This window comes from Vibrio sp. Y176 (assembly GCF_033438945.1).
Genome location: NZ_JAWOQS010000056.1, coordinates 1 through 1666, shown reverse-complemented (window position 1 = coordinate 1666; position 1666 = coordinate 1). Strand labels below are relative to the sequence as shown.

Sequence of the window (1666 nt, the reverse complement as noted above, 5' to 3'; positions counted from 1 at the left end):
TAACTCCCAATGAATCAGAACGGTTATATTGGGAAAACTCTAAAACCGTGGCCAATTTTAGTTGACCACTACACCTATATCTATATCAAACTCTTTTGCTTTGAACTTGGAAACCTTACCGCTAGAGGGTATTTCTGCTTGTGTATGTAATTTCAGTTGGTGCCTCGTAAATCATATCAAAGTCGCCTGGCTTCGAAATTGAGGCTCTATGTAACAACAGTTCAAAGGCTGAGCATATATTCCAAAAATGCCTCAAATGTTGTCCATGATTGGGCTTCTTTACCAAACAATTCATCTATGAAAAGGGCTACTTGCCCCGATCTTTCTGATTCATTTGAAAATAAAAAGTAGTAGCCACCTCCGGCATAGCGCTCTAATACGCAACCGTTTTGTGGTATTTTCTCAAAATCACTCGGTATCTCATCCTCGCGAAGTTCAAGAGTGCGCTCAACTGTAAGATAGTCCTCATCTTCAGAGTATCCATAAATCGTATGACCAAACCACTCAACGTAACCATATTTTCTTAGAAAAACTTTATATGGCTCCGGAAAGGATAATCCTAGCTGATTTTCCATTTCATGAATTGATACGTCATTCAACTCTCCAAAGCACTCAAACCCTTCTTTTTCGGTGAATTGATCGAGCATTACGTCTAAGCTTCTCATATTTAAAACTCTATTTTTGATATATATTTTGCCTTCATCGTACCAGTGCAATCGCTTGTTGTACTTCTGATGAGGCTTGGAATTCATTACCCTGAAGTTATTGAACGAGTTATCCCCTTTCCGAAATAAAAGAGGTCTTATGGTGAATGATTAAATCCGTCGAGAAGTCTTCCTGATTTAATCATTTTGAACAACTGCTTTGAAGTAAAACGCTTCGCTGCCTCTTTTGTAATCGCGTAACAACGAACCCCTCACCATAAACTTATAAGCCACCTCGTAAAAGATGGCTTATAAGTAAAGAGAATTTATCTAGTGATCTTCCCTGCTTTTACATCTTCTAGCCAACGTCCTTCAACAAGATAGGGTGGAAGCCAACCGGTTTCAATAGATAGACGGTTGCCTTTGTCGTACCACATACATGCCATGCCAAGCAGAGGGAAGTTGATAAAAGTTCTGATGCCTATCCTATCTGGTCCCAATTCTCGAAGATGATATTTCTCTTGGAACTGTAGGTTTTTAACGAGCACTTCCTCAAAATCATAACCAATATTAGTAGTGAGCGCTGCGAAGGTTTCTAGGATCCCCATCGCAATTTCCAACGCCCAGTTATCCCCTTGAGCTACCGCCGCGTCCATTGCTGCAACCAGCTTATCTGGGTAGTCCGATGTGCGGTTGTGGAACGACTGAATGACGTCTACTAGCATATAAGATAACTCGCCCGCTTTGGTAGAACTCTGTCTCATCAAAGAAATCGGAAAGTTTGCCAATATGTCCATGCTAGGTTTATCACGCACAGTCACCGAAGTAAAATAAGCATCTAGCCATCGATTAGGGTGTAAACATCCAGTTTTCAAAATACCTTCGCCTTTCCATGTCACTTCTGGATAATCAGGTAATTTAACGCTTTGAGGTTCATTTGGTTTAATGGCAAGTTGATGGTAAAAAGCACGCATCAATGATGCCTCATAAAGGCAAAGTGTTCCGATTTGTTCAGTTTCTAT

Annotated in this window: 2 protein-coding genes; both read right to left on the bottom strand. The window is 40.5% G+C overall.

Annotated elements, in window-relative coordinates:
* Window positions 1-221 precede the first annotated feature (221 nt).
* A complete protein-coding gene (locus tag R7O13_RS24000; protein WP_169644514.1) occupies window positions 222-665 on the bottom strand; it encodes an SMI1/KNR4 family protein in 444 nt (147 codons plus the stop codon).
* 305 nt (window positions 666-970) lie between these two features.
* A complete protein-coding gene (locus tag R7O13_RS23995; protein ID WP_318304816.1) occupies window positions 971-1666 on the bottom strand; it encodes an immunity 49 family protein in 696 nt (231 codons plus the stop codon).